We start from the raw sequence: 20,902 nt of genomic DNA on the forward strand, positions 1-20,902 counted from the left end.
TATGCAAGAATATGAATTAATATTAAAAATGTCGAAGGAGAGTGAAGAATGGAAGTTAAACAGGAAAAATCCTATCCTCTTGAAAGTACGGGTCAATCAGTAGAGAAATCTCAAACCAAAAAAGCGTATGCATGGTTTCTTATTCCATCGTTAATCGGTATCTTATTATTTCTTGTTCCCGTTCCTTTTAATGGGAAAATGACGATTGGGGTCGGGATTTTGGCTGAGTCTATACAAATAAAACTAGCGCCTATCTTGCCTGGATTTATGACCGCCATTCTTATTTTATCTGCTATTATTCCTATTATTGCAAAAGCGTTTGAACCAAAAGCTATCATGCTTCGTCCGTTTCTGAAGCAATTATTTTATGTGAATTGGTTCTGGATTAGTACGAGGTTAATCGGTGCATTATTCGCAGTAATGACACTGTTTAAATTTGGTCCAGAATTTATCATCTCGGATGTTTCGGGTGGTACAATGCTTTACTCACTCGTTCCCGTTCTTGCAGCATGGTTTCTTTTTGCTGGTCTGTTAATGCCTCTCTTACTAGAGTTTGGGTTAATGGATTTCTTCGGAACAGCCCTTCGTTATGTGATGCGTCCTTTGTTTAAGTTACCTGGTCGCTCATCCATAGATGCGCTTGCTTCCTGGATGGGGGCAGGAACCGTTGGGGTACTGATCACAACGAAACAGTATGAAGAAGGCTATTATACAAAAAGAGAAGCTGCTGTTATTGCAACAAATTTTTCGATCAATTCGATCGCATTCAGTCTTGTTGTAATTAGCTTCATTGGTTTAGAAGATATGTTTATTCCGTTCTACTTTACGGTTGTGGTAGCAGGGCTAGTTGCTGCGTTTGTTTGTCCACGTATACCACCGCTATCTCGTAAAGCGGACACGTACTATGAGGGTACAGGAAAACAAATTTCTGAAGATGTACCTGAGGGTGTCTCTAGCTTCAAATGGGGAATACAAAAAGCACTAGAGAAGGCATCTGAAGTAAAAGGAGTGAAGCATGTAGCTGGTCAGGGTGTTAACACCGTTCTTGATATTTATTTTGCTCTTATTCCGCTTGTGATGGCACTTGGAACAATTGCCCTTATTATTGCTGAATTTACGCCTTTCTTCACATATTTATCAATGCCGATCGTACCGGTCCTTGAACTTATGCAAATTCCTGAAGCAGCTAAAGCAGCGCCGGCTATGTTAGTTGGTTTTGCAGATATGTTTTTACCTGCAGTTATAGGAACAGGGATTGAAAGTGAATTAACGCGATTTGTTATTGCAGCTATTTCATTAACACAATTAATTTATATGTCAGAGATTGGTATTTTGCTAGTGAAATCGAAAATTCCAATTTCAGTTCTAGAACTTGCTATTATTTTCTTGCAACGTACGGTTATAACACTTCCGATTATTGTTGTAATGGCCCATTTCTTTGTATAAAAGCAGAATTTAAAGGAGGATATCACATTGGCTACATCATTTGAACATAGATACAACAACATGTCAGACTATCTTGCACCAAGTATGGCAAAGGATCATCCGAATTTACCAGTCGTGAAAGAAGAGGGTTGCTATTACTATGGGGCAGATGGCCAAACGTACCTAGATTTTACTTCAGGTATTGCCGTAGCGAATACGGGCCACCGTCATCCTAAGGTAGTACAGGCTATAAAGGACGGTGCTGACTCTCTTATGCACGGGCCTTCAGGAGTAATTATGTATGATTCAATTCTAAAGCTAGCAGAACGTCTTCAAGGCATTATGCCGAAAGATTTAGATTGCTTTTTCTTTGCGAACAGTGGCACTGAGGCCATTGAAGGTGCGATGAAACTTGCTAAATATGTAACGAAACGACCGTATGTTGTTTCCTTTACAGGTTGCTTTCATGGACGCTCGCTTGGTGCTCTTGGTGTAAGTACATCAAAAAGCAAATACCGTAAATTTTTACAGCCTAATGGACTAACCTATCAAATTCCTTATGCGGATGCTGCTAGTTGTCCAGAAGGGCAAAGTGTAGAAGATTATTGTGTTGGTGAGCTTGAGAAAGATTTCGAAATGCTTTTTGATCATCAGGTAACTCCTGAAGAAGTGGCTTGCGTAATCGTGGAACCTGTTCTAGGAGAAGGTGGCTATATCATTCCACCGAAAGAATGGTTACAAAAAGTAAGAGAGATTTGTGATCGTCATGGCATGCTGCTAATCTTTGATGAAGTTCAAACTGGATTCGGACGGACTGGTGATTGGTTCGCTGCACAGACGTTTGATGTTACACCTGATATTATGGCGATCGCAAAAGGAATTGCTTCTGGGATGCCTCTTAGCGCCACAGTAGCTTCAAAAGAACTAATGAGTCAGTGGCCAATGGGAACACATGGCACAACATTTGGTGGTAATCCGATTGCTTGTTCAGCGGCGCTAGCTACTCTCGACGTAATTGAAGAAGAAGGATTACTGTCCAATTCGAAGGATATGGGTGCTTATGCATTAGAAAAATTAGCTCTTATAAAGGAAAAGCACCATGTGATCGGAGATGTCCGTGGTGTAGGGTTAATGATTGGAATTGAAATTATTGATCCAGAGACAGGCGCACCAGACGGAAATGGAATGATGCGGATACTAGATCTGTCTCTTGAAAAAGGGGTGCTTTTCTATCTGTGCGGAAAACATCAAGAAGTGATTCGAATGATTCCTCCATTGATTATTACGAAAGAGCAAATTGATGAAGGTCTCCGCATTTTTGAGGAAGCTGTTACGGAGTATGAACAAGAGAAACACGTTGTTTCTGTAGGATAGTGTTTTAATAGCCCCCATCACTTTGGACGTGATGGGGGTTTTGTTCTTTAACAGATACGTGGATATAACTAATTAATCGAGTAAATCATTTCATTTCCGCGGAAATATTTCAAACTTTGCGGGTTAAAACGACATATCCATTCATTGTTACGCATTAAAACAGTGTTACATTGGTTTCAGACTCACTGATCAGGGAACTTAATACATAGTTTTAGATTGAGAGGGGATCCACTATGCTGGAATTTCTGATTCATTTCCTGAAAGAGCTTGGAATCTGGGGTCTTTTAATAAGCAATGCTATTGAAGCATCATCTCTACCTTTTCCCGGGGGAATGATGACATTGACGTACGGTTATTTATTGAATGCTTCGATGATCGAGATGGTTGGTTTTGCATTTCTAACGAGCGGTATTTACACGATTTTTAGTTTTATTCCATATGGGATCGGTTTGAAAGTAAAGGATAAAGTCGAAAGGAAATTAAAAAAGAAGAAGGTTGAACGCGTTCAAAGATGGTTTAGAAAATGTGGATCATGGAGTATTGCAATTACACGCCCACTTGGGATAGGGAACTATGTATCCTATGTGGCTGGTATGAGTAAGGTCAAGCCCTGGATATTTGGAACACTTACCTTTGTCGGTATATTTCCTTGGACAATCGCTATGTTGTGGATTGGGCGGAATGGGAATATAAAATCAGTTCAAGCGATTTTAGGGAGCATACAGAAATATGTCTTTTTAATTGTTGTAGTGGCAGTTATTGGGTTAATTGGGTATCACTACTATCGTAAAAGGTGTAAAATCGATAGTAAGAAACAAGTGTTCAACACCGATCAAACGTAACATTGATCAGGTAAGGAGAGATTGTATTGGATAAATTAAATTATGAACTCGAAGTTCCAGGAAGTACCACTGTTACTCTGGAGCAACTGATTAATCAAAAGAAATCGATGGTCGTATTTGTCCGTCACCTTGGCTGACCAGTTTGTCGAGCTTATCTTACGCAGTTGCGTAAGCGCGTAAATGAAATTGAGAATGAGGGCTTTCAGATTATAGCCATCGCCCCCTCAAATGCTACTTATATTAGCCAGTTTACAGAGGCTTTTGGAGAATTTCCTTTTGTCATTGCAGGTGATCCGAAGAGAGAAGCATACCGTGGCATGGGACATCATACGATGCCGAAGTGGAAATTACTTGGACAAGCAGCGATTGGATTTGTCACCCGTAAATTGGATGGGTTTATTCCAAAAGAACAAAAGAAAAAGGATTTTGTATTAAAGTCGATGAAAACGCAGGATGTATATATTCAAGGTGGTACGTGGATTTTTGATGAGAGAGGGAAATTAATCTGGCATCATATCGATCAGTCGCCAGAAGATCATGCGAAAATCGATTCGGTTTTAAATGTATTGTGATTGACTGTATGATGCATAGAGAAAAGCTTCTAGCTATTAGTTAGAGGCTTTTTTTATGCAACAAAAACAGAGAAGCTCGAGACTTCTCTGTTTTTCCATATCTATTATAAGGGGGGGAAGACATGTGTTTTATTGATTAACAATTTTCTTGCGAATGGCAAATGCTGAACCAGCAGCAGCTAGAGAACCTAGAGTAATCCAAAGTGCTGTTAGGTCAGATGACTGCTCACTCGCACCACCCATACCTGTTTTTGGCATATCACCAGGCATTGCTTCTCCTGCAAATTTGTCTGGCATTTGCTTAACGATAGCGCCTCCAAGAGATTCGCCTACACCAAACATGAATGCATATCCTTCACGGAATTGTTCAATTGAACCTTCGTAATCACCAGACATGTAAGCTTCAAATGATCCAATTACTTGTTTTTCATGAGCCATAAGAGCTTCAGTAGCAGCGTCGGTTGGAAGGTTTTCTTCTGTTGCTGTTCCTAGGAAAGCTCCAAAGTTCTTAGGGAATGTTGTCATCATACGTTCTTTCGCCATTTCCATAGCTTCCTCGTCTTCAGATAGAGATGCGACTACAAGGTCAGCTTGTGCAGCAATATGATCTTCTTGCCAGATTTTTTCAAACTGAGCAGCACCTTCATCTCCGTAGATAGAACCGATAGCCGCTTTAAAGTCAGCAGTGTTTCTGTCTTCAGCCCAGTTTACAAAGTCATAGTCTTCTGATTGGTCATAGCCTTTTTCAAGACCAAGGGAAGAAAGAGCAAAGTGCTCAGATGCAAGGCTGTTTAGAGTTGAACGTAAGTCTGCAGCAGGAGTATCAGCTTTTGTATTTTCAAATTTATCAGGCATCTGCGTTACAATTGCACTAGATAGTGCTTTGCTGATCGCAAACATATGCTTATGCCCTTCACGGAATGTTGTGTAAGCTTCTTCGTAATTTCCTTCTGTATACTCATCAAAAGTTGTTAGGACTTGATCTTCGTGAACTTCTAGAACATCTGCAGCGGCTTCCTTAGGAAGATTACCTTCTGTAGCTGTATCAAGGAACGTGGAGAATTCTTCAACAAATTCGTCTACTTCAGCTTCAGCTTCTTTACGAAGTTCTGCATCATCTTCGGTTGCTGCTTTTACGAAATCAGTGGAGTAATCATTGTGACCTCGAAAGATATCTTCAAATTGTGCAGCGGCTTCATCGCCATAGACAGATGCAATCGCTGGTGTCATATCAGCTGCGTTCTGATCCAGGGCTTCAGTTACTTCTTCTGCATCCTCTGTCCCGTCATATGATTTCGTCATGGATGAAACAGCTAGTACAAAATGTTCGGATAAGAGCTGATCCAGTGTTGCGCGTAGATCTGAAGCAGGCGTTTTGGCTGTTGGCTCAGTTGCCGCTGCCCCAGCGACTGTTGGGAATAATAAGGTTAAGCCTAACGCGGGAACCATTAATTTCTTGAATGCTTTTTTCATGTTCATTTTACTTTTCACTCTCCTCGATTTTTTTTATCGTTTATTTTGATTACACATAGCTAACGTTCAAAGTGAATAGTTGGATCATTTTTTTATAAACTTTTTAATAAAGTTTTTTAAAATGGTAAAAACACTAATTTTAATATTCTAAAAACAATTGGTTGAACTACCTAATTTGTGGTAATATTAAACTTCTGTCTGATTTAGAGACAAATCTCATAAGGAGGTAACTGATCTTGGACAATAAGACTCAAAGTGCCTATCGGAAAGAGAAGCAGCAACTCGATCAAATCGCTGCGGAGATTACAAAACAGCGGCAGGTGTTGGAGAACTACCCCAGGTATTCTGGCGATAATGTAACAGAACAAGTTCTTGAGAGCATTCGAGAGGAGAATCGTCAATCTCTTGTCATAGCTTCAAAAGAACCATACTTCGCACGAATGGATTTTCAAGAGGATGAGAAGGAATCACATTCGTATTATATTGGGAAAGTTGGCGTAGCACATGGAGATTCACAGGATTCTCTGGTTGTAGACTGGAGAGCTCCTGTTGCGAGTATGTTCTATGCATTTACAGGCCCAGAAGAGGATGTCTATTATGTATCGCCTGATGGCGTCATCGAAGGGAACATAGAGCTGAAGCGAAATATTGTGATTCGAGATAAAGAACTTCAGCGAGTCGTAGACACTTATGTAGAAGGTAGCGATGATTTAAGTGGCTCAGATGAATTTCTTCTATATCGTCTGAGTGAAAATAAAGATAACCGTCTCCGTGACATCGTATCAACAATACAAACAAAGCAAAATGATATTATTCGTGCTGAGCGATCGACGCCACTTATCATACAAGGAGCAGCAGGAAGTGGTAAGACAACGGTTGCGCTTCATCGATTAGCTTTCTTACTATATGAATACAGAGATACCATTCAAGCGGGTAAAATGATTATCTTTGCACCGAATAGGATGTTTCTTGATTATATTTCAGGAGTCCTTCCGGAGCTAGGTGTAGGGGGAATTCAACAATCAACCTTCACAGATTGGACAATAAAAACGATTGAAGAAAAGATGACGATTGATTCATCTGGACACGACCTCAGAAAGTGGTTTGGGAAGAGTCGATTCGATTTTTCAATTGCAGAAGGAAGAGTAAAAGGATCACTGACATTTAAAAAATGGATTGATCAAGCTATACATCGTTATAGCAACTCAGTCGGTCCGGTTGGCTCCTTTCACCCATTTGAAGGAAGAGAGCTTTCAGAAACGAAGATCGAACAATGGTTAAAAGACCTTTCTGCATATCCTGTTGGCCGTAAACGCGAAATGATGATGAATCGTTTTAAAATTTGGATAAAAGGTGAGATCAAATCGGTAGAGGGAGCCCATTTAAAGAAAGAATATCGCAAACTAGCAAACGATCAGCTGAAGAATTATTTTAAAACATGGCCGAAGCAAACTGCTCTTTCGTTCTATCAATCACTTTTTCAATCGAATGTTCCTAGCTACATAACACAGTCAGAAAGAGCAGATGTTATAAGTGAAGAACTTGTGCTGGAAACGGCAAAGCGAATAAAAAAGAAGAAATTATCGCCGGATGACCTTGCCCCTCTCCTTTACATTCAATTTCAATTGAACGGTATTGATAAAGAACATAGGTTTCAGCATATTGTAATTGACGAAGCTCAGGACTTTTCACCTTTTCAACTGGCGCTTCTGAAAGAAGTGAATCGAAGTCAATCTTTTACAATATTAGGGGATTTGGCACAGGGCATTCATTCATATAAGGGCATTCATAGCTGGGAAGAATTTAGAGTGCTTTTCAACGGTAAAGACCTTTATATGGAACTTGAACAAAGTTATCGATCGACTTTAGAAATTATTGAATTTGCGAATGAAGTGATAGCTCATGCGGATATACCGGTTCAACCGGCTGTGCCTGTTTTTCGAAGTGGAAAGAAAGTCGAAATAAGCAAAATAGATAAGAAGAGGCATGTTAGTAGCTTGTTAAAATCAGCTAAAGAAATGAAAGAGAGAGGTATGAATACAGTAGCGATTGTTGGTAGGAGCGAAGAGGAATGTCATGATTTGTATGACAATCTTAGTAGGTATGATGAGAAGTTGCATCTCATTACTGCGGATGATCGATCTTATGAAGGGGGACTATCAATTGTGCCAATCTATCTTACTAAAGGATTAGAATTCGATGGAGTTATATTGGCAAATGCTAACGAAGATAATTATAGTCCACATGCAACAGATGCGAAATTACTATATGTAGGATGTACAAGAGCATTGCATGAATTAAAACTCTTTTATATTGATACTCCTTCACAATTGCTACCAGTTTAATCAAACGTTTGTTTAAAGGTTACCTTTGTTATTTCATACCATGAAATGAGCGATTGTTAGTACATTCAAGTATTAGCACCATTGAGCATTTACTTCACACAATCTACAAAAAAAGCTAAACTCTTTATTATTTATTGCCGATAATAAAAGTAGTTGGAATATAAAACTGAAAAAGGCAAACCTGTTGAAAAGCAGGGACGCAAAGTTATGGGCCTGCCCGCATGAATGCGAATGGTTGCCAAACCGCCAGGCTCCTTTTTGAGCTCTGGGTTGAAAAAAAGGAGAGCGTACATGTGAAGAATGTATCGGTTGCTGTTGGAATTCTCTTTTTTATACTGGGCTTTTTTGTGCAGATAATGGTTTTGCCTGAGGGGAAAGCTGAGGCGATAGAAATGGACACTTCTCTTGCTACATGGATTTGGAACACAAGGGACATTGAAACGAAATCAAATGAGTTCCTTCAGTTTATGGAGGAGAAACAAGTAACCGATGCTTACTTGCAAATAAATCGTTCAGTAATGGCATCTTCTTATGAATCATTTATTGGAAATGCGACATCCAAAGGTATTCGTGTACATGCTCTAGATGGGGCACCAAATTGGGCTACAAGAAATGGTGCTACATATCAGGCGAACTTATTTAACTGGTTGGATTCCTATCAAGCTAATGCGACAGAGAATCAAAAGTTTAGTGGTGTTCATCTTGATATAGAACCTTATCTTCATTCTGGCTGGACGAATAGTTATCAAAAAACGATTGCTTTCTATCAAGACCGTTTATCAGATGGAAAAACTCGTGCGATGAGTCTTGGATTATCGTTTGGTGTCGACACTCCTTTTTGGTTTGACGAACAATCTTACAACAATCGGTATGGATCGGGCAATTTAGCTGAGTGGATTATTCAAACGGCGGATGTGACTACATTAATGGCTTACCGTGATCGTGCTGATGGTGCAAATGGAATTGTTGCTCTTATTAGCAATGAGATAGCTTTAGCTGAAAAATATGGCAAGAAAATCTCCGTTGGTGTAGAGACAGGGCAAACGTCAGAAGCTTCCTACATTTCATTCTTTGAAGAGGGAGAAGCAGTCATGATAAAGGAACTTCTCAAAGTAAAGACTGCATATGAGCATTCCTCTTCAGTACAAGGTTTTTCCATACATTACCTTGATAGTTGGATGGCGTTAAAACAATAATAAAGATGAACCCCCGGACTGAAAATCAGCCGGGGGTTATTTTTATGAATTCAGCTTACGATAAAATCGATTTGACGCGACCAACCTGTCCATCTTCTAGACGTACTTTGATACCATGCGGATGGGTGGGGGATTTAGTCAGGATATCTTTTACAACACCTCTTGTCGTTTTCCCTGAACGCTGATCTTGTTTCAAGACGATATCTACAGTTTTCCCTGGTTCTATATTACTTCTGTTCTGTCCGTTCATCAGTAACCTCTTTCTCTGTCGTTTCGTTATGCTGCTCCTCAGGCAACGGATCGACAGTATGTTTGACACTGTATCCTTTTGATACAGCCATTCCAAAAGCAGCGGCAATGAAAATCGTCATAATGACAACGACGATGACTGTTATCGTAATAACCATTCCCGAACTCCTTTCCGTGATGTCTGCTTTCACTTTACCATGATTATCGCGGTTATGATAGAACATGATCTGACGAGGGTTGTCATATAGCTTAATCTGTCTAAGTCGCTGGTCCTATATAAATATATAGCTTTAGCTCATTATGGAGGCTTTGGTAAGCAGGTAGAATCAAAGTATGAAAGGAGGCGATTATGATGAAGAAAGCAGGTTTGCTTTTACTTGGGATCATCGCTGCGATTGTATTGTTGTCGAATCTTGGTTCATTAGTAGGTATGATGATTAGCCTTGGCATCCTCTACATTGCATTTAAGAAGTTTATTCAGGCAGATTCAACAACTGGTAAAGTCATCTGGGGGATCTTAGGATTCATCGGTTTAAGTACTGCCGTGGCGAATATGCCAGCTATTCTTGGTCTCGTAGCTATCTACATTCTTTATGTCGTTTATAAAAAGTGGGATGGAGCAAGTTACGATAAGAAAGACAATGACCCATTCACAAATTTTGAAAAGCAATGGGATGAACTGAAGAAAAGTTAATCAAACAAAGGAGAGAATGGACATGCCAAATTTACTTAATCGCATCAAAAACTCAATTGAAGCTGATTTTCATAGCATACTTGACCAGAAGGAGGAGAAAAATCCAATTTCCCTTTTAAATCACTATTTAAGACAGTGTGAAAGAGAAGTGGAAAAGGCGAGAAAACTTGTCGAGCGGCAGTCAACGCTACTTTTAGAATTCAGAAGAGAATTAGATAAAGCGCGAAGAAATGCTGAGAAACGCGCTGGACAAGCTGTTTTAGCAAATGAAGCAGGCGAGGCTGAGCTGTATGAGTTCGCAAAACAAGAGCAGTTGCAATATGAAGAAAGAGCTAACCACTTATCACAATTGATGGATGAGGCAGATCTTGAGCTTAAACGTCTTGAACAAAAGTACGAGAAAATGAAGCATAAGCTTAAAGATATGTCGATTAAGCGAATGGAATTAATGGGGAAAGAGAATAGTGTGAGGGCTCATCATAAGATGGATTTGGTTCTGGAAGAAAGGAATCTAGATCAACCATTTAATCGTTTTGATGAGATGGAGAGTTATATTGAGCAACTTGAGAAGAAAGTGAATAGAGATTACGATATGTCTACTATTGATACAAAGTTCCACTTACTTGAGAAAAAGGCGAAAAAACAAGAAACCAATTCAAATTCTTAGAGAAATAGTGGTATTCTAAAAGAGGCGCGTGCGCCTTTTTTAGTCATGAGTATAAAAGGTGCAATGACGATAAATGAGGGATGAATGGAGGGACGCTAGTGTGGAAAAATAGACATATTGACACTGTTAATGGACTTCTAATAATTGGAGTTATTCTTATCCTATTAGAAGTTTCTTTAAATGGCGGCCTCCTGTTCTTATTAATTCTTTCCGCTGCATTTGTTTATATGGGGAGAAAACGTCTTCCACGAACTTCAGGAAAAGTTTTTCTTGGACTCGGTATCTTTTTCTTTCTAACGACCGTTATGAATATGGTAGTCGTGAAGTTTTTTCTTCTTGTTCTATTAGTCTATCTTGGCTTCCAGTTTTATCAGTCCAAACAAAAACCGAAGAAAATAAGGCCGGTATTTGAAAAACCTTCAGTGTCTGAAGAAGGAATGATCCATCAAAAGCCATTGCTGCAAAACAAGTGGTCCGGTCGACAGAAAACACATGATCATGTGTACGAGTGGAATGATATTAACATTCAAGCTGGTTTTGGTGAAACGATTATCGATTTAAGTTACACGGTTCTTCCTAAAGGAGAATCCGTTATTATGATTCGAAACTTCGTAGGAAAAGTGCAAATACTCATTCCCTATGAACTCGAAGTGAATATTCAACATTCAGCTATGATCGGATCTGCCACGTTGTTACAACATGAAGAACCTGGAGTGTTTAATCAAGTTCTCTCTTATAAAACGAATGGATATGATGATGCTACTGAAAAGGTAAAACTAGTCACCTCGATGTTTGCTGGAGATTTAGAGGTGAAGCGAGTATGAGTGTCATGAAGCGTCATATGCTATTTGGTGCATTACTGTCACTCTTGCTATTTTTTCTTTTCTCTGCCGCTTATTTGACTGTTTTCCCACCGGCATCTCTTTCCCTTTTATTTGAGAAAGATTTAATGGACTTACCGTTCGGGTTAATCGTTCCAATTATATGTGTAATGATTGGAGCGGCTGTTGGAGGAATGTCAGGTTTATATGCAAGTAAAGAAATTCAAAACATTGCAGATACGCTAGAGGAACTTGATAAGGGACGTGCTTTACATAACTATAGTGGTACAAGTCTAAATGTCGTTTTTGAACAAATTGATAAATTGCAAAACCGAATGAATGATCAAGTAAGACTAGCCCAGAAGCTTGCGAACGAGAAAGCAGAGGATCATGAGAAGCGAGTTCAACAAGTCGTATCCGAAGAACGCAATCGTCTTGCTCGTGAGCTACATGACTCCGTGAGTCAGCAACTTTTTGCTGCTTCCATGTTAATGAGTACGATAACGGAAAGTCGTGAAGTAGCGGATGATCTAGAAACAAAGCACCTTAAGATGATTGAAGAAACCATTCATCAATCCCAACTAGAAATGCGCGCTCTCTTACTTCATCTTAGACCTGCCGCATTGAAAGATCGCTCACTCGAGGAAGGGATAAAAGAGCTATTGAACGAACTGTCTCAAAAGGTGCCAATACAAGTGAATTGGAAGCTTGAAGCCATTGAGCTCGATAAAGGTGTTGAAGACCATCTGTTTCGTATACTACAGGAATGTGTATCCAATACACTAAGGCATGCGAAGGCATCGACACTTGATGTTCTACTTATTCATCGAGATGGACGTACGATCTTACGAATAGTTGATGATGGGGTTGGTTTTAAGATGGACGAGAAGAAAGCTGCTTCATATGGATTACAAAACATGCATGAACGAGCACTCGAAATCGGAGGGGTTCTTAAATTGGTCAGTCTTCCACATAAAGGGACTAGGCTGGAAGTAAGCGTACCACTTGTTGGGAGGGGTAGAGAATGATTAAAGTTTTGTTTGTCGATGATCATGAAATGGTTCGGATTGGCGTTTCATCTTATTTATCTGCTCAGGCTGATATTGACGTCATTGGAGAAGCGGATAATGGAAAGAAAGGGGTAGACCTCGCGCTATCCCTTCGTCCAGATATCATATTAATGGATCTAGTTATGGAAGAAATGGATGGGATTGAAGCAACGAAACAGATTATTACACAATGGCCAGATGCAAAAATCATTATCGTAACAAGCTTCTTAGACGACGAAAAAGTCTATCCAGCACTTGAAGCTGGAGCTACAAGCTATATGCTGAAAACATCGAAAGCTGTGGAGATTGCAAATGCAGTTCGAAAAACGCACCATGGGGAATCTGTTCTTGAACCTGAAGTAACGGGGAAAATGATGTCGCGGATGAGAAGTAGAATTCAAAAGCAGCCCCATGAAGAACTCACGGATCGAGAGATGGAAATTCTCTTATTAATGGCTCAGGGAAAGGCGAACCAGACGATTGCTAATGAACTGTTTATTGCGCTTAAAACAGTAAAGGTTCATGTGAGCAACATTCTTGGAAAACTTGAAGTTCATGATCGAACCCAGGCGGTTATTTATGCGTTTAAGCATGACCTTGTAAAATGAGCAAAAACAGAAGCTGTTTTTGCTTTTTTTAATACAATGAAGAGAGGTTGATTCTACTTATTTAGCAACCAAAAAATTAAGAAAATTCTTGTATATTAGTGTCGAATTCAATAGATAACATAGTAATAAAGGCCTATTTATGAGTTGTAACCGCTTCAATTAAAAATCTTAGGTTTAGGCTGTTTACAAAGCGCTGAATCCCTATTATAATCCCGATTGTGCTTACGAAACGAAAACAAAACAACGGGAGGGATAATAGATGCTTCATCACATCAAAACTTATCTGCTAATTACTTTGGGTGCGCTCGGTGTTGCTACCCACGTTCATTTCTTTCTATCTCCTAATAGTCTTGCGACGGGGGGAGTCAGTGGTTTATCGATTCTGATGAACCATCTAGTCCCGAACCTGTCAGTCGGAATGTTTATGATCATATTAAACGCAGTACTTTTGTTAGTTGGAATTCTTTTTCTCGGTCCTAAATTCGGTGTTAAAACGATCTATGCAAGTTTCGCTTTATCGCTTGCTGTATGGGCATTTGAACGCTTTATACCAGTAACTGAGCCATTTAGCCAGGATATCCTAATTCAATTAATTATTGGTCAGTGTATTGCTGCAGCAGGTATGGGACTTGTCTTTCATCAGAAAGCTTCTACTGGCGGTACAGATATTATTGCGATGATTCTTAATAAGTATTTCTCTATGGAGGTTGGAAAAGCCGTTCTAATCTCAGATATTTCAATTGCACTATTCTCAGTCGTCTTGTTTGGACCTGAAATCGGAATGTATGCGATCTTTGGTGTCATTCTAAATGGCCTTGTCATTGATTATACGCTTCAGAGCTTTGAAGCTAAGAAAGAGATTGTGATTATCAGTAAAGAAAGTGAAGAAATTCGATCCTTTATTGTTGAAGAGATTGGAAAAGGCGCAACAATCCACACGGCTAGAGGGGCGTTTACTTCTGATGAAAAAGAAGTGATTACAACAATCCTTGGTAGAAAAGATCTTCTTAAATTGAAAAAGCATGTTGGTGTTGTTGATCAGAAAGCCTTTATTACGGTTCACAGTATGAAAGAAATTCTTGGTCAAGATTTTAAATCTCTTGCATAATAGCTTAAAACCCCTTTTCCAGAATGGAAAAGGGGTTTTTACTTATAATTATTTCTTACGTTTAAAAGCATACAGAAGCGTAACGATCAAAATAAGAGCAGCCAGTACATAAGATGAGTAAACGACTAATGGTACGTCTCCATTTTGATTTTTGACACCAATCCCAATAAAGGCCCAAACAAAAACGAGTGGGTAGATCCAATCTTGCTCGCTTTTCAAGAAATAAAGAGCAAGAATTGTCGCGATGATTAATAGTAGGAATGTCCATATCGTATCGGAAATACCAAATCCATCCCAGTCAATGTATGTTAGGTAGTAACTAATGTTGGCGATCGTCGCAACGCTAATCCAACCCAGATAAACGGAAAAAGGTAACAAATCAAAGAAAGAAGCATCTGCTGCTTTCAAATTAGTATAAAGCCTAATGAGTGTGAACAGTAAAAGAAGCATAACGCTCACCGATAAGCCAAAGAATTCATAATGCCACATGAAAATCCAAAGACTATTTAGAATGGAACTTAGAACAAATAGTCCACTCGTCTCCTGGTAGATTGGCAAATCTCTCCGACTTTTAGGAAATTGACGAATAACCCATATTCCTAGAAGAAGATAGATCAGCCCCCATATACTAAAAACATAGCCGGCAGGTGTAAAAAGTACGTTCAGTCTATTTGATATTTCTCCTGTCGTTTGCCCATTTAACGGTAGTGCATTTGCAAGGCCATTTACTGTTACGACGAGTATATACGCAATGAGATTAAGAAGAAATTTACCCATAAGGACCTCCTAGAAATAAAGTCTATAGTACATACTATTCCTTCTTAATCTTAAACATAACCGTCTTTTTATGTGCATGAGCACATAGAAAAACCTGCCCCTAATTGAGGGGCAGGTGAGTGTTATTAGCGATTAGGAAGTGTAGCATATTCAGGGTCTGCTACTTTTACAAGTTGTTTACCAAGGTTTGTACCTTCAAAGAGACCAAGGAATGCGTCAGGAACGTTTTCAAATCCTTCCACGATTGTTTCTTCATATTTTAACTTGCCTTCTTGTAACCATTTCCCTAATTGCTCAGCACCTTCATTAAAGCGATCTGAATAATCGCCTACAACGAAGCCTTTCATGAGAGCACTTGATTGGATAAGTTTTGTCTGAACGCGTGGACCAAGATCCGCTTCTTTCTTATTGTAAGAAGAAATTGCGCCGCAAACAGGGATACGAGCAAATTTATTTAGTAGGCTAATGGCAGCATCGCCGATTTCGCCACCAACGTTTTCATAATAAACGTCAATGCCGTCTGGACAAGCTTCTTTTAGCGCTTTGTATACGTCCTGGGTTTTGTAGTTAATTCCTTCATCAAAACCAAGTTCGTTTTTGATATAGTCGATTTTATCGTCTGAACCAGCGATACCTACAACACGGCAGCCTTTGATTTTGGCAATTTGACCAACAACAGAGCCTACTGCTCCAGCTGCGCCTGATACAACGACTGTTTCGCCTTCTTTAGGCTGACCAATATCGAGAAGTCCGAAGTAAGCTGTTTGTCCAGGCATACCAAGGATTCCAAGATGCGTGGTAATCGGAGCGATAGATGGATCAATTTTTCGAAGATGCTTTTCATTCACAACTGAGTATTCTTCCCAGTTTAGGTGGCCAATAACAACATCACCTTGATTAAATTGAGAAGATTTGGATTCGGCAACTTCTGCTACGACACCACCGTTTAATGGTTCGTTGATTTGGAAGGGTGCTACGTATGATTTTGCATCTCTCATACGCCCTCTCATGTAAGGGTCTACTGTAAGGTATAGTGCACGTAGAAGAACTTCTCCATCTTTAGGTGATGGAATGTCCGCTTCAACAATGTTGAAGTGTTCCATTGAAGGCATACCTTCTGGTCGTTTTGCTAGATGAATTTGTCTTTGTTTACTCATTCATAATCCCTCCATTATATGATTGATGCCTCATTCATTTCTTATCTAAGCTGTTCCACCTAAACGGTACCACAAAACATTACAGTTTATCAAAGTATTCGCATTGTAAATAAGCACATCTAAAAACAGTACTTTTCATCTTCTTCAACACATTCAAATTCTCTTTTTTTGAAAAGAATAGACATAATTGGTTATGATACGAAAGAGAGGAGGAAGGTCTATTGAGTCCCAGAACTAGCGGGTGGATTATGAAACAAACGTGGGAGGATCTTTTGTTCCTACACTGGTCTGTTGATCGCTATTGGCTTCAATCCATGCTTCCACCTCAGCTAGAAGTAGATACGTTTGAAGGGGAGGCATGGATTGGAATCGTTCCATTTGAAATGAATCAAATTCGGTTTCGTGGCTTACCTTCGGTTCCATTTGCTTCAAAACTACTTGAGCTTAATGTGCGGACTTATGTGAAATATGGCCAGAAACGTGGCGTGTATTTCTTTAGCCTTGATGCTAGTCATAGAGCAGGTGTTATGATGGCGAGAAATCTTTTTCACCTTCCTTACCTTCAAGCAAAAATGGGTAAAAAAAGTGATGGAAAGCAAATTAGCTTTTGGTCTTCTAGAACACATAAGGGTGTTGAAAAAGCCGATTACCATATTATTTATGAACCACTAGGAACATCTTATGAAGCGCGAAATGGAGATCTTGATTTTTGGCTTACAGAAAGAGATCGGCTTTTTATTGTAAGAGGAAATAAAGTATTTCAGGGGAAAATTAAGCATGATCGATGGCCACTTCAAAAGGTTGATGTTGCTGTTCTTCGTGATACACTCTCACACCCATATCACTACTCTGATCAAGTTGTTACTCATTTCTCTAAGAAGGTGACAACTTATTTGTGGCCATTTGAGAATGTAACCCAGACAGGAAAACCCCTTCACATTAAGTAAGGGGGTTTTTGATATTACGATTCTAGTGAATGCTTTCTTTGAAATGAGCGGGGTTCTATGCGACGGAATAATTTCGTGCGAGCAAGGGTGAAAATGACCAGTGCTGCCCAAATTAAAGCAAAACTGACTAAGTGCACAGAAGTAAACGACTCTCCATATAGGAATACACCTTGTATGAGCATTAAAGTAGGTGCGATGTATTGAAGAAAACCAATCATCGAAAGCGAAATGCGGTTTGCCCCGCTTGCAAAAAGCAACAGTGGTACAGCAGTGACAATTCCAGCGCCTAGTAATAATCCGAAAAGAGTGGCGTCTTCTAAATACATGGCATCTGCCACACTAGTACGCACTGTTATTAAATAAATTAACGCAAATGGCGTAATGAATAGCGTCTCAATCGTTAGTCCTGTTAAAGCACCAAGTCTCGCTTTTTTCTTCAATAAACCATAGAGCCCAAAGCTCATGGCCAGGATGAGAGAGACCCATGGTATTTCTCCAAATCGAAAGACGAGATTTAATACGCCAATTGTCGCAAGAGCAAATGAAATGAGTTGCCAGAAGGAAAGCCTTTCTTTTAAGAATAGAATACCTAGAAGAACGCTAATTAATGGGTTGATATAGTAACCAAGGCTGGTTTGAATGACGTGATCATGATTGACAGCCCATATGAATGCATACCAGTTTATAGTGATGAATACGGATGCAAAAGCGATCGCTGCTAGCTTCTTCGGCTGACGAAAAATACCGAGAAGCTCTATTTTAAATGAAGTTAATTTCCTCAGCACGATTAATATGATAATCATAAAAGCAAAGGACCAGATGATCCTATGAGCTAACACTTCTTCAGATGGTACTTGCCCGACGAGCTTCCAATATAGTGGGAGAATACCCCATAAGAAATAGGCGCCGGCACCCGAAAGTATCCCAAACATTTGTTCATTATCTGAAAATTTCATCGTTTTTCCTCGTTTCCATAAGATCACTTCACACTAGTTTAGCTTCCTTTCCAAATCATTACAACGAAAAAGCGTTCGTCTATGAACATAGACTGTTACATAAAGCGAAAGGGGCTGGAAGCAATGAGAGCAGCGCGCATTTTATTAGATCAGAAGGTGGGAGACGTAACAGGGAACGGCATTCCTGATCTTGTGGCCCTTACTGGTAATAAACCATTTGGAGATGATTCACCGTTAGTCGATAGCGTGGTTCTAACGATCAAAAACGATGCCACAGCGATCGATGTCTCTTTTGCTCTTCCGGGTAGTAGTGGCTATAACCCGACCCTTTATTTGGGTGATTTTACCGGGAACAAAGTGAAGGAAATATTAGTGCGTTCTGATTCTGGAGGGAGTGGAGGAATTACGTATGACTTTTTGTATTCCTATCTAAATCAAACCCTGAGGTTACTTTTTGATCAACAGAGTTTTTATGAAGCTTTTACTTATGATGTATACTACCTTGATTATTATCAAGCGAAGGTTGAAAATAAAACGTTAAATCAAAACTATATTGTAAGTCTTCTTTATAAAGGAGAAGAGTATCTTTCGGAAATTTATAAGGAGAATGGGCAATTAAAAGCCCCGATAAAGGGAAGTGTCTTGCCTCCTGGAGGCGTATATCCCATTGATTTGCAGCGTGACGGAGTTGATGAATTGTTGGTTTATCAGAGAGTAATCGGAAGATATAACGCGGATGGGCTAGGTTTTCTTTCTACACCACTTCAGTGGAAAGAAAACCAGTTCGTTCCTATGTATCAATCTTTATGTATATTTGGATAGAGAGTATGTAATAAAAGGGGGATGTGATCCCCCTTTGGAATTTCGTTTTTATTGCTTTTCAAGAAGAGATGCAAGTACGTGTTTCTTGAATTTCTCTGTCTTGCGTCCTTCAATGTAACGTACATCATGTTTTTTAAGCTGTTCAACGTACCAGCCTTTGCTTCCGTAATGCATCGAACCATCCTTTCTCTATTGAAAATTCTATAAGGAGTATTCAATAAACCTTAACCGTGAACCATGTTATCATCCATTGCTCTCTATGAAAAGGGAAAAAGTCTATTTTTTTGAAGGAATTTTGTTACAGGATTCATGAAAAATCATATAAGCAAAAAGATAATGAAAGTAAAGAGGGATATGCATGGATTTTACCTAGTTTTTGGCAGAGGATAAGATTAAAACGGCATTGAAAAATGGTGATATTGACAATCTTCCTGGTAAAGGAAAACGACAGAATCTTGAGGGTTTATCGATGATTTCAGAAGATCTTAGAATAGCCTACAAAGTTCTAAAGAATAGTGGATACCTCCCTGAAGAAGTAGATTAAAAAAATGAGTTACTGTCACTAGAAAAACTTCTTAAGTATTATGAGGATGATAGGGAGAAAGAGCGTTTAAAGCAGCGAATCTCAGAAAAGCAGCTTCGTTACAATAAGCTTTATTAGGAAAGACGCTTCCGTTTAACTAAAGAATATCAGCCTAATGTGCAAAAGAAACTAACCGAATGGTAATTGCCCCCTTTGAATTCAATTTAAGGAGGTTCTTATTTGAACGACCACACTCTATTAAAGGAGAAATTTATACTAAGGCGAATGTAAGTATAACAGCGCGGGCGTGTTTCCATGCAGAAAAGCCTTCCAACAATAGAGGGGGATAGAGAATGGATGGGTCTATATCAGTACATGAGCTAGTTAAAACGTATAAAGGTGATGTGAAAGCTGTCCAGGGCGTAAGTTTTGAGGTAGCTGAAGGCGAATTTTTTGCCTTTCTCGGCCCAAATGGTGCAGGTAAATCTACGACAGTTCAGATTCTTACTACGCTTGTGAAACCAACGACAGGAAGCATTCGCATTGGTGGTGTTGATGTTGGAGAAGAACCTGAACGGGTGCGATGGAATATTGGCGTGGCTCTACAAGAAACGGGTATCGATCCAGTGTTAACGGGGAGAGAGTTAATTGAAATGCAGGCAAGACTATTTGGTTTTAGTAAGAAAGAAGCCAAAACAAGAGCTGTAGAGTTACTTACCCTTGTTGACTTAAATGATGCAGCAGATCGTCCATGTGGAAATTATTCTGGGGGAATGAGACGGAGGTTGGACCTCGCGCTCACCTTAGTTCATAAGCCTAAAATCCTTTTTCTTGATGAACCAACAACTGGACTTGATCCATCGAATCGAAAAGCCATTTGGAAGGAATTAAGCGGTTGAATAAAGAAGAAGGAACGACGATATTCCTAACAACCCAATATCTTGAAAAAGCTGACCAACTTGCTGATCGAATCAGTATCATCAACCAAGGAAAAATCGTCGCATCTGGTAGTGCCGAAGAATTAAAAAGGACGCTCGGATTTGATGCGATTCAACTTGTGTTCGATGAAGTTGATGAAGCGGAGCGAGCAAGTAAAACGCTAGCCGATCTTGCAGAGAATATTGAGCGATCAAAAGAAGAGATTACACTTTACACTAAGAATGGAACACAACTTCTATCAGAGCTTGTTCGTAAGCTAGATGAACACAACCTTTCACCAAAAACATTGAATGTAAAGCCACCATCTTTAGATGATGTATTTATTAATGTGACGAACGAGCAAAAGGAAAGGGCGTGA

The 20,902-nt window shown here is 39.5% G+C and carries 23 protein-coding genes, 1 pseudogene and 1 riboswitch; of the genes and pseudogenes, 17 read left to right on the plus strand and 7 right to left on the minus strand.

All coding sequences use genetic code 11. The features are described 5' to 3' along the window. Positions 1-48 precede the first annotated feature (48 nt). The 4 genes and pseudogenes from AC0VYH_RS02125 to AC0VYH_RS02140 form a co-directional block, all read left to right on the plus strand. Complete coding sequence (locus AC0VYH_RS02125; RefSeq protein ID WP_194220150.1) at positions 49-1,446, plus strand: YjiH family protein; 1,398 nt, start codon at positions 49-51, stop codon at positions 1,444-1,446. 27 nt (positions 1,447-1,473) lie between these two features. Continuing rightward, the gene (locus AC0VYH_RS02130; protein WP_475366431.1) at positions 1,474-2,799 is read left to right on the plus strand and encodes an aspartate aminotransferase family protein; all 1,326 of its coding nucleotides are present in this window, start codon (positions 1,474-1,476) and stop codon (positions 2,797-2,799) included. 233 nt (positions 2,800-3,032) lie between these two features. After that, positions 3,033-3,641, plus strand: coding sequence for a DedA family protein (locus AC0VYH_RS02135; RefSeq protein ID WP_475366432.1), 609 nt, complete (start codon positions 3,033-3,035; stop codon positions 3,639-3,641). 149 nt (positions 3,642-3,790) lie between these two features. After that, a pseudogene (locus AC0VYH_RS02140) lies at positions 3,791-4,213 on the plus strand (AhpC/TSA family protein); the annotation flags it as partial. 129 nt (positions 4,214-4,342) lie between these two features. On the opposite strand, the gene AC0VYH_RS02145 reads toward AC0VYH_RS02140, so the two are convergent. Further along, positions 4,343-5,686 carry a globin family protein gene (locus AC0VYH_RS02145; protein WP_475367446.1) on the minus strand — a complete coding sequence of 448 codons (1,344 nt, stop codon included), beginning with the start codon at positions 5,684-5,686 and terminating at the stop codon, positions 4,343-4,345. A 236-nt stretch (positions 5,687-5,922) separates the two neighbouring features. Between AC0VYH_RS02145 and AC0VYH_RS02150 the strand changes: the two genes are divergently transcribed. Both AC0VYH_RS02150 and AC0VYH_RS02155 read left to right on the plus strand, forming a co-directional pair. Further along, positions 5,923-8,031: a HelD family protein gene (locus AC0VYH_RS02150; protein ID WP_475366433.1), complete on the plus strand. Its 2,109-nt coding sequence runs from the start codon at positions 5,923-5,925 to the stop codon at positions 8,029-8,031. Positions 8,032-8,195: 164 nt separating this feature from the next. After that, positions 8,196-8,282: riboswitch (cyclic di-GMP riboswitch) on the plus strand. 42 nt (positions 8,283-8,324) lie between these two features. Next, positions 8,325-9,227, plus strand: coding sequence for an amidase (locus AC0VYH_RS02155; protein WP_475366434.1), 903 nt, complete (start codon positions 8,325-8,327; stop codon positions 9,225-9,227). A 55-nt stretch (positions 9,228-9,282) separates the two neighbouring features. Here AC0VYH_RS02155 and AC0VYH_RS02160 read toward each other — a convergent pair whose 3' ends face one another. Both AC0VYH_RS02160 and ytzI read right to left on the minus strand, forming a co-directional pair. Further along, on the minus strand, positions 9,283-9,477 hold the full coding sequence (locus tag AC0VYH_RS02160) for a YwbE family protein (protein ID WP_430241581.1): 195 nt from the start codon (positions 9,475-9,477) through the stop codon (positions 9,283-9,285). Beyond that, complete coding sequence (ytzI, locus tag AC0VYH_RS02165; protein ID WP_475366435.1) at positions 9,455-9,634, minus strand: YtzI protein; 180 nt, start codon at positions 9,632-9,634, stop codon at positions 9,455-9,457. Before ytzI ends, AC0VYH_RS02160 begins: the two co-directional genes overlap by 23 nt. A gap of 191 nt (positions 9,635-9,825) precedes the next feature. On the opposite strand from ytzI, the gene AC0VYH_RS02170 reads away from it, so the two are divergent. The 6 genes from AC0VYH_RS02170 to AC0VYH_RS02195 all read left to right on the plus strand — a co-directional run bounded on the left by AC0VYH_RS02170 (position 9,826) and on the right by AC0VYH_RS02195 (position 14,423). Beyond that, a complete protein-coding gene (locus tag AC0VYH_RS02170; protein WP_475366436.1) occupies positions 9,826-10,170 on the plus strand; it encodes a lmo0954 family membrane protein in 345 nt (114 codons plus the stop codon). A gap of 22 nt (positions 10,171-10,192) precedes the next feature. Continuing rightward, positions 10,193-10,837: a PspA/IM30 family protein gene (locus tag AC0VYH_RS02175; RefSeq protein WP_371018531.1), complete on the plus strand. Its 645-nt coding sequence runs from the start codon at positions 10,193-10,195 to the stop codon at positions 10,835-10,837. A gap of 98 nt (positions 10,838-10,935) precedes the next feature. Continuing rightward, positions 10,936-11,661 carry a cell wall-active antibiotics response protein LiaF gene (liaF, locus tag AC0VYH_RS02180; RefSeq protein ID WP_242057322.1) on the plus strand — a complete coding sequence of 242 codons (726 nt, stop codon included), beginning with the start codon at positions 10,936-10,938 and terminating at the stop codon, positions 11,659-11,661. Beyond that, complete coding sequence (locus AC0VYH_RS02185; protein WP_475366437.1) at positions 11,658-12,686, plus strand: sensor histidine kinase; 1,029 nt, start codon at positions 11,658-11,660, stop codon at positions 12,684-12,686. The genes liaF and AC0VYH_RS02185 overlap by 4 nt, the downstream gene beginning before the upstream one ends. After that, positions 12,683-13,315 (plus strand): response regulator, encoded by a 633-nt coding sequence (locus AC0VYH_RS02190; RefSeq protein ID WP_283153094.1) that lies wholly within the window; start codon positions 12,683-12,685, stop codon positions 13,313-13,315. Before AC0VYH_RS02185 ends, AC0VYH_RS02190 begins: the two co-directional genes overlap by 4 nt. A gap of 259 nt (positions 13,316-13,574) precedes the next feature. Beyond that, positions 13,575-14,423 (plus strand): YitT family protein, encoded by an 849-nt coding sequence (locus AC0VYH_RS02195; protein WP_194220137.1) that lies wholly within the window; start codon positions 13,575-13,577, stop codon positions 14,421-14,423. Between the two features lie 48 nt (positions 14,424-14,471). Here AC0VYH_RS02195 and AC0VYH_RS02200 read toward each other — a convergent pair whose 3' ends face one another. Both AC0VYH_RS02200 and AC0VYH_RS02205 read right to left on the minus strand, forming a co-directional pair. Further along, the gene (locus AC0VYH_RS02200; RefSeq protein ID WP_475373227.1) at positions 14,472-15,200 is read right to left on the minus strand and encodes a tryptophan-rich sensory protein; all 729 of its coding nucleotides are present in this window, start codon (positions 15,198-15,200) and stop codon (positions 14,472-14,474) included. 125 nt (positions 15,201-15,325) lie between these two features. After that, positions 15,326-16,357 carry an NADP-dependent oxidoreductase gene (locus tag AC0VYH_RS02205; protein WP_226616501.1) on the minus strand — a complete coding sequence of 344 codons (1,032 nt, stop codon included), beginning with the start codon at positions 16,355-16,357 and terminating at the stop codon, positions 15,326-15,328. 221 nt (positions 16,358-16,578) lie between these two features. Between AC0VYH_RS02205 and AC0VYH_RS02210 the strand changes: the two genes are divergently transcribed. Then, positions 16,579-17,304, plus strand: a complete 726-nt coding sequence (locus AC0VYH_RS02210; RefSeq protein WP_475366438.1) for a YqjF family protein — start codon at positions 16,579-16,581, stop codon at positions 17,302-17,304. A gap of 14 nt (positions 17,305-17,318) precedes the next feature. Here AC0VYH_RS02210 and rarD read toward each other — a convergent pair whose 3' ends face one another. After that, complete coding sequence (gene rarD / locus AC0VYH_RS02215) at positions 17,319-18,260, minus strand: EamA family transporter RarD (protein ID WP_475366439.1); 942 nt, start codon at positions 18,258-18,260, stop codon at positions 17,319-17,321. Positions 18,261-18,383: 123 nt separating this feature from the next. On the opposite strand from rarD, the gene AC0VYH_RS02220 reads away from it, so the two are divergent. Then, the gene (locus AC0VYH_RS02220; RefSeq protein ID WP_475366440.1) at positions 18,384-19,082 is read left to right on the plus strand and encodes a VCBS repeat-containing protein; all 699 of its coding nucleotides are present in this window, start codon (positions 18,384-18,386) and stop codon (positions 19,080-19,082) included. Positions 19,083-19,130: 48 nt separating this feature from the next. Here the strand turns inward: AC0VYH_RS02220 and AC0VYH_RS02225 are convergent, their stop codons facing one another. Next, on the minus strand, positions 19,131-19,256 hold the full coding sequence (locus tag AC0VYH_RS02225; protein WP_206894414.1) for a DUF2639 domain-containing protein: 126 nt from the start codon (positions 19,254-19,256) through the stop codon (positions 19,131-19,133). A gap of 202 nt (positions 19,257-19,458) precedes the next feature. Here AC0VYH_RS02225 and AC0VYH_RS02230 point away from each other — a divergent pair, with 202 nt between their 5' ends. The 3 genes from AC0VYH_RS02230 to AC0VYH_RS02240 all read left to right on the plus strand — a co-directional run bounded on the left by AC0VYH_RS02230 (position 19,459) and on the right by AC0VYH_RS02240 (position 20,902). Continuing rightward, positions 19,459-19,626 (plus strand): DnaJ family domain-containing protein, encoded by a 168-nt coding sequence (locus AC0VYH_RS02230; RefSeq protein ID WP_475373228.1) that lies wholly within the window; start codon positions 19,459-19,461, stop codon positions 19,624-19,626. 332 nt (positions 19,627-19,958) lie between these two features. After that, positions 19,959-20,504, plus strand: coding sequence for an ABC transporter ATP-binding protein (locus tag AC0VYH_RS02235; RefSeq protein WP_475366442.1), 546 nt, complete (start codon positions 19,959-19,961; stop codon positions 20,502-20,504). Further along, positions 20,501-20,902: an ATP-binding protein DrrA1-3 family domain-containing protein gene (locus AC0VYH_RS02240; RefSeq protein WP_475366443.1), complete on the plus strand. Its 402-nt coding sequence runs from the start codon at positions 20,501-20,503 to the stop codon at positions 20,900-20,902. Before AC0VYH_RS02235 ends, AC0VYH_RS02240 begins: the two co-directional genes overlap by 4 nt.

This window comes from Anaerobacillus sp. QJM3NY_32, from assembly GCF_056173645.1.

Coding starts and splice junctions, on each gene's coding strand:
- AC0VYH_RS02125 (WP_194220150.1), top strand. CDS start 49: ATGGAAGTTAAACAGGAAAAATCCTATCCTCTTGAAAGTACGGGTCAA.
- AC0VYH_RS02200 (WP_475373227.1), bottom strand. CDS start 15,200: ATGGGTAAATTTCTTCTTAATCTCATTGCGTATATACTCGTCGTAACA.
- AC0VYH_RS02220 (WP_475366440.1), top strand. CDS start 18,384: ATGAGAGCAGCGCGCATTTTATTAGATCAGAAGGTGGGAGACGTAACA.
- AC0VYH_RS02160 (WP_430241581.1), bottom strand. CDS start 9,477: ATGAACGGACAGAACAGAAGTAATATAGAACCAGGGAAAACTGTAGAT.
- AC0VYH_RS02190 (WP_283153094.1), top strand. CDS start 12,683: ATGATTAAAGTTTTGTTTGTCGATGATCATGAAATGGTTCGGATTGGC.
- AC0VYH_RS02225 (WP_206894414.1), bottom strand. CDS start 19,256: ATGCATTACGGAAGCAAAGGCTGGTACGTTGAACAGCTTAAAAAACAT.
- AC0VYH_RS02175 (WP_371018531.1), top strand. CDS start 10,193: ATGCCAAATTTACTTAATCGCATCAAAAACTCAATTGAAGCTGATTTT.
- AC0VYH_RS02135 (WP_475366432.1), top strand. CDS start 3,033: ATGCTGGAATTTCTGATTCATTTCCTGAAAGAGCTTGGAATCTGGGGT.
- ytzI (WP_475366435.1), bottom strand. CDS start 9,634: ATGGTTATTACGATAACAGTCATCGTCGTTGTCATTATGACGATTTTC.
- AC0VYH_RS02195 (WP_194220137.1), top strand. CDS start 13,575: ATGCTTCATCACATCAAAACTTATCTGCTAATTACTTTGGGTGCGCTC.
- AC0VYH_RS02145 (WP_475367446.1), bottom strand. CDS start 5,686: ATGAAAAAAGCATTCAAGAAATTAATGGTTCCCGCGTTAGGCTTAACC.
- AC0VYH_RS02170 (WP_475366436.1), top strand. CDS start 9,826: ATGATGAAGAAAGCAGGTTTGCTTTTACTTGGGATCATCGCTGCGATT.
- rarD (WP_475366439.1), bottom strand. CDS start 18,260: ATGAAATTTTCAGATAATGAACAAATGTTTGGGATACTTTCGGGTGCC.
- AC0VYH_RS02235 (WP_475366442.1), top strand. CDS start 19,959: ATGGATGGGTCTATATCAGTACATGAGCTAGTTAAAACGTATAAAGGT.
- AC0VYH_RS02185 (WP_475366437.1), top strand. CDS start 11,658: ATGAGTGTCATGAAGCGTCATATGCTATTTGGTGCATTACTGTCACTC.
- AC0VYH_RS02205 (WP_226616501.1), bottom strand. CDS start 16,357: ATGAGTAAACAAAGACAAATTCATCTAGCAAAACGACCAGAAGGTATG.